6 protein-coding genes are annotated in these 6,329 nt (G+C 41.9%); 5 read left to right on the top strand and 1 reads right to left on the bottom strand.

Annotated elements, in window-relative coordinates; all coding sequences use genetic code 11:
- Window positions 1-147 precede the first annotated feature (147 nt).
- On the bottom strand, window positions 148-1,134 hold the full coding sequence (locus tag JFC07_RS04360; protein WP_198328285.1) for a hypothetical protein: 987 nt from the start codon (window positions 1,132-1,134) through the stop codon (window positions 148-150).
- 450 nt (window positions 1,135-1,584) lie between these two features.
- Here JFC07_RS04360 and JFC07_RS04355 point away from each other — a divergent pair, with 450 nt between their 5' ends.
- The 5 genes from JFC07_RS04355 (at window position 1,585) to JFC07_RS04335 (ending at window position 6,256) form a co-directional block, all read left to right on the top strand.
- Window positions 1,585-2,523 carry a YagK/YfjJ domain-containing protein gene (locus JFC07_RS04355; RefSeq protein ID WP_198328283.1) on the top strand — a complete coding sequence of 313 codons (939 nt, stop codon included), beginning with the start codon at window positions 1,585-1,587 and terminating at the stop codon, window positions 2,521-2,523.
- 149 nt (window positions 2,524-2,672) lie between these two features.
- Window positions 2,673-2,954, top strand: coding sequence for a hypothetical protein (locus JFC07_RS04350; protein WP_198328281.1), 282 nt, complete (start codon window positions 2,673-2,675; stop codon window positions 2,952-2,954).
- A 56-nt stretch (window positions 2,955-3,010) separates the two neighbouring features.
- On the top strand, window positions 3,011-4,003 hold the full coding sequence (locus JFC07_RS04345) for a DUF932 domain-containing protein (RefSeq protein ID WP_198328278.1): 993 nt from the start codon (window positions 3,011-3,013) through the stop codon (window positions 4,001-4,003).
- Between the two features lie 215 nt (window positions 4,004-4,218).
- Window positions 4,219-5,229 (top strand): YqaJ viral recombinase family nuclease, encoded by a 1,011-nt coding sequence (locus JFC07_RS04340; protein ID WP_227678256.1) that lies wholly within the window; start codon window positions 4,219-4,221, stop codon window positions 5,227-5,229.
- Window positions 5,230-5,338: 109 nt separating this feature from the next.
- Window positions 5,339-6,256, top strand: a complete 918-nt coding sequence (locus JFC07_RS04335) for a recombination directionality factor (protein ID WP_198328274.1) — start codon at window positions 5,339-5,341, stop codon at window positions 6,254-6,256.
- The last annotated feature ends 73 nt before the right edge of the window (window positions 6,257-6,329 follow it).

Raw genomic sequence — 6,329 nt, 5'->3', positions numbered from 1 at the left:
GCTTATTCTCCTGTTAGTGGATTATAAGCAGTTACACAGAGTTTGGGAAACTCCCGTGTAACTGCTATTTAGATTAAATTTCTGCTTAAACATTCGAGCTATTATGAAACATGCGACTATTTACTCAGCGTCGAATGAAAGCATAATCTAATATTTATCTCTATCATTTACATCCAAGTATTTTGAGCCATACTCTTCGTTGATTAACCTTTCAAGAATATCCGATTCTGACACGTCTCCGACCATAGACATCTTCCTTAACCTATCTCTAGTATTTTTAGCTAACGGTAGGTGATATTGTTTTTTTGCCCTTCCTGAGTCGCGATGTACTTTCTGACTCCAAGACCTTTTCATTCTATCTATAAATTTCTTCTTTGAGTCTGGCTCCTTATATTTCTTATCTTCCAGAATAAAAGGTTTTATATCTATAAAATCAAGAGCTGATAATAATACGATATGAAAATATTCAGTTGAACTTATACCTTGGATGTCACTAATATACATCCCCTTGTCTTCAAGATATTTCTTTAACCATCTGACTTGCTTGTCATCAGCATTTTTAATCCAATCTGTATAGGTACATTGATTATATAAATCTGACCACAACAATCTAGCTCTCTCCATTATTTTTATTTTTTTATTTTTTTCTTGAAATACATCATCTATTACATAAGAATCTAATAGCTCATAAATAAATTCAACTATAGACCCTCTCTCATTAATTACTATTTCACTATATTCGAGAGGATATAGATAGCCGAGAACATCTTTACGGCCAAACTTATTTTTATTATCTATTTCCAATTGAAGAAAAGATCTTATATATAGCAACACAAAAATCTGAGCTCTTAAGTCTTCATACAACCATTCAAAATAATTTTCTTCAATGAAAAATCTATTTTCCATTAAATCTAGAGATTTCTTTACTTCGATAAAATTTTCGTTTTGTACTGCTAATTCAATAAAAGCCCTACTATCTATTTTTTTATAATCATATTCATAATTAAGAACAGGTCGATTATTATAAAAAAATGCAAGGCTCTTTAATTCCCTATGACTTAAACTTTCTAGTTTTGAGGAAAAACTATTTTTTCTTTCATGGAAATCATTACTTCTATCATCATCGTGTCTCATGAACAAAATCCTTTTCCCTGAAAAGCATTATCACGCGTGATAATTCAATGGCCATTCTGAATATTATATCCATAACGGCCAATCTGAGCAATACTTCTGAATATACTTACCGTATAATCCGGATCGATACATCTCTGTGCAAGTTTGTGTTATTGCTCTATATTAATTTATAAAAAATAATAAAGCCTTGCTTTTGTAAGAAGTCTAGCAATAGCTAGTACTTTTCCTCAAACTAACAATACGCAACTCCCCACTCAGCAAAATCACGCATAGGTAGGGTTTTTCAAAAAACAAAGTCGCGCTGTAGCGTGATATTCACAAGCGTCAAAATCCGGTTATTAATATTATTATATGTATGAACCCTAATACTACGAGACCATATATCTACACCAAAAATAATAATTTACTCATCTGCCTAAGATTATGAACGTATAACTTTAGGCCAATAACATGATCATTCCGAACTTAAGCCATGAGACAGTTGTCGCTAAAGTCGACAAACTCGTGAGCGATATACTTACCCCTAATTCTTCAATTAGCATTCAAAAAATTATTGAGCAACTGAATCTTTACTATCGACCAATGATATTTCTGTTAAACGACGAATTGGTTTATACCAATTCGATAAAATGGTTTATAGGCAGCTGTTATATTGTTTGTGGTCATTGTTATCCTCACGAAATTATTTGGGATGAGGGTACGACAAAAAAATTTTTACAGGCGCTAAATTTTTACCAGTATGAATATGCCACGGCTATGACGGACTTCGCATTTCAAGAACAGCGCAATAGCCAGTCACTTACAAAATATATGAACTACTATTTAAACAAGTACGCACGTGTACTTATCGTGCGGGTGGATATCAGAATAAAAATGGAGTTTGCGCACCTTGTTGACGTTGAAACTTTTCAAGGTTTCATGAATCAGCTTATGAAGGTTATTCAAAGAGATAGAGAAATAGAAAAGGAAAGAAAGGCTGGAAAGATCGCTGATAAAGGTAAAGGCTGTTTCGAGGATTTAAGGGGTTATGCTTGGGCGACAGAGCAAGGTGTTGATAACGGTAGTTTGCACTGTCACCTGTTATTGATCTATAACGGTGATAAGCGTCAGCAAGACTGGTATTTAGGCGATGCTGTCGGTAAGAAATGGCTTGAGATAACAGAAGGTTTAGGCTACTCCACCAATGGTAATACCTCTGAACGTAAACAAAATTATAAGCGTCAAGGGACGCTTGGTATCGGTATGATTCATAGAGACAACACTATAGAAGTAAATAATGCTATTAATGCAGCGTTGTACTTAACTCGACCTGACAAGTACGAGCAGCGTCTTAAAGCATGGACGCCAAGCATGCGTAGCTTTGGTCGCGGGATTATCCCTAAGAGTTAAGTAACACTTGGCATAGCCCATAGCAAACTAATTTCAAATACATACTATTTTCATGAGATCGAGCATTAGCGTCTTAATGCTCATCCTTACAAACTCATCAAAGGCCTGCCTCGTGCAGGTCTTTTTTATGCGCGCAATAAGGAGCCCTTATGAAACCAATATGTCCACGCTGTCAGTCGTCCGCTGTTTATGTGATGACTGATAGTACTAACCAGCAGCTTGTGGATGAGCTGTTATCACCCGCTGCACTGATCGGTCTTGGTGTCAGTCTATGCAAATCATTCAAAGTACATCCTGTGATCGGTGTGATTGCAGGTACTGCGATTGCAGCCGTCATCGAGCTTGCAGAGCCTCATAGCGCTTTACCGATGCTGATCAATAAGCAGCATCGCTGTGATGACTGTACGCACGTTTTCTTAACCATCAACTAATAAATCATTGCATTACTTAATGCTTATAAACAATTAAACCTAAAAGGAAATGAATCATGGCACATTTAATCGAAAATATGGCTTATGTCGGTGACACCCCTTGGCACGGTCTCGGCAGTCAGCTACCAAAGAATCAGCCTATTGAAGTCTGGGCTCGTGAGGCTGGTATGGATTGGCGTATTGAATCCTCAGACGTCAGCTACATGGCAAGCAATGAAAAAGGGCAAAGTCTGATCATGCCTTTTGACAGTAATAAGGTGTTGTACCGCTCAGATAACCTAGAGCCATTATCAGTGGTCAGTCAACGCTATCAAGAAGTACAGCCCCGTGAGATTCTAGAGTTTTATCGTGACCTCACTGAACAATCGCACTTTGAGCTTGAGACGGCAGGGGTATTAAAGGGTGGTCGTAAGATGTGGGCACTCGCTCGTACAGGTCAGTCTATGACTCTCAAAGGCGGTGATGTCAGTAACGGCTATCTACTCTTAGCCACTGCTTGTGACGGCACGCTTGCGACTACAGCACAATTTACCAATATCCGTGTGGTGTGTAATAACACGCTAGCCATTAGCCTCGCTGACGGCAGTGGTGGCGTGGTAAAAGTACCGCATAGCACCTCCTTTGATGCGGACAAGGTCAAGCAGCAATTAGGCGTTTCTGTTCAGCAGTGGAATGAACACATGTATGAGATGAAGCAGTTAACCCAGCGCCGTGTAACCCAAGCAGAAGCCGCCAATTACCTGAATCGTGTCTTCAACGATCAGGACAACGACATCATTCTGTTTAATAGCGCTAAGAAAGAAAAGGATGCGGTGCCCAATGCCCGTGCCATGAATCAGGTGATGAACATGTTTAACGGCCAAGGTCGCGGTGCAGATTTGGATTCAGCGCGTGACACCGCTTATGGGCTGCTATCAGCAATGACAGAGTACGTGGATCATGAGCGCCGTGCCATGTCGACAGATCATAGGCTCGATTCAGCATGGTTCGGTGCAGGCGCTAAGCTCAAAGACAAAAGCTTAGAGGCAGCCTTTGCACTGATTGCTTAAAGACGCTTAGTACGTTCAATACATTAAACCACGCTTTCGAGCGTGGTTTTTTTATGCCGTTTGTTTCTCATTAATCAGTAAACAACTAAAAACCAATAACCAATTTAACGAAGGAATTTACCATGAACATGATCGCATTAAACACCCATACTCAGCCAAGACAGGCCAAACGCACTACTGTGAAGCGTAAACCAGCAGTGGTGAAAACCAAGCATATGGATACCACTGACAAACCTGCTCAAGTAAGCACGTCAACCACGGCTAAGCGTTTGGTTAATACCAAAGACTTAAGCCGTGAGGACTGGCTACAAGTACGCAGACAAGGCATTGGCAGCTCTGATGCCGCTGCCGCTTGTGGTATCCACCCATACCTATCCATGCTTGAGCTGTGGATGATTAAGACAGGACGCATGAGCTCAGACATCGATGGGAGCATCGAGGGGTATTCCCCACTGTATTGGGGCAATACCCTAGAGCCGATGGTGGCTAAGTACTATCAAGAACATACTGGTAATAAAGTCAGGCGCGTAAACGCCATCTTGCAGCACCCTGATCCTGACAAGCACTTTATGCTGGCTAATTTAGACTATGCCATTACTGGTAGTGACGAGGTGCAGGTACTCGAGTGTAAAACCGCGGGAGAACATGGTGCTAAATTATGGAAGCAAGGCGTACCGTTATATGTCACTTGCCAAGTCCAGCATCAGCTAGCGGTCACAGGTAAAACTGCTGCGCATATTTGCGTGCTGCTTTGTGGGCATGAGGCTAAGATATATAAGGTTGAGCGTGACGAGCGCTTGATTGCATCCATCATGGAGCATGAGCATCTGTTCTGGCAGTACGTGCAAACAGACACGCCACCAACCCCTGATCATAGTGAATCCGCAGCTCGAGCATTAAAACAGCTTTATCCCAAACCTGAGCCTAACAGCAAAATTGACTTTAAAGATGATGCTGGCGCTAACAAGCTATTTGAGCAATTGCTGAGCTACCGTGATTACATGCAAGAGTTAGAGCAGCGTCATGACCAGGTAAAGCATCAGCTACAAAGCCTGATCAAAGACCATGAGGTGGCGGTTTTCGATAAAGGGGCTATCTCGTGGAAACGATCCAAGGACAGCGTAAGCTTAGATACCAAGGCGGTGATCAAAGCCCATCCTGAGCTACTCACTCAGTTCAGTAAAACCCGTCAGGGTAGTCGTCGTTTTGTTGTCTTAAACGATTAACCTGCTATCTATTCTAATCAACACACACAAACCAAATCTAGCGCATAACCGCCCACCTATCAAAGGTGGGCTTTTTTATGGCTAACTAAAACATATAAGGAATATCACCATGATTAAAGGTCTCACCATAACCCCACCAGTATTAGGTCGTATCAGCATTGGACGTGTCATTGTAAAAGATGGCAAGTGTCTGCCTGCCAAAGACGATCAATTTACCATCACCAGCCAAGTCCAAAATAAAGACGGATGGATCAATCATCCACTAGACGAAAAACTACGCGCAAATAATGACGGTAAGCTCAGACAAATACCCGTGCGTATGCTGTTTAATGATCCGACACTAAATCTGCGAGCTGAGTACACACTGTTTGATCGGCAAACGGGCAGACCGCTATGTGTGGGTGACGGTGAGCAGTGTCAGCGCCGAACCAATAATGGCGTTGAGCAACTGCCGTGTCCATCACCTGATCGCTGTCCATTAGCGCAAGGCGGTGCTTGTAAATCTTACGGTAGGCTCTACGTCAATCTGTCTGAGGACGATGAGCTGGGCACGTTTATCTTTCGCACGACTGGCTTTAATAGTATTCGCACACTGGCAGCAAGACTCAGCTACTTTGCTGCAGTATCCGGCAATAAGCTGTCGTGTTTACCACTACAATTAACCCTAAGAGGTAAAAGCACAACGCAAAGCTATCGCACGCCAATTTACTTTGTCGATTTGACCTTGCGTGATGGGGTGACGCTGAAAGATGCGGTATCTAACGCGCAAGCTATTGATACGGAGCTTAGCGAACACGGCTTTGATCAAGCTGCGTTAGAAGCAGCAGCGAAGCTTGGCTATGTCAGCTCAGCCTTTGAGATTGATAGTGATGAGGCATTTGCAGTCGTGGAAGAGTTTTATCCAGTCGAGACAGGCGATTCTGGTCAACATCAAGGTGAGCATGAGCCCTTAAATCATGGCTTAGCCAATAATGACGTGACTAGCATTGAGCAGGGGCTACGGCAAAGCGTGACGGCGGTGAGCTAGTAAAGCTAACACACGCACACGGCATAAAAAGGAGCTGTTACATGCAGCTCCTTTTTTTTATTAGCTGCGTCAA

The sequence above is a fragment of the Psychrobacter faecalis genome (assembly GCF_016107575.1).
In the GTDB taxonomy this organism is placed as follows: Bacteria; Pseudomonadota; Gammaproteobacteria; order Pseudomonadales; family Moraxellaceae; genus Psychrobacter; species Psychrobacter faecalis.
The sequence above is the reverse complement of the archived record's forward strand: the minus strand, read 5'-3'. Positions and strand labels throughout refer to the sequence as shown.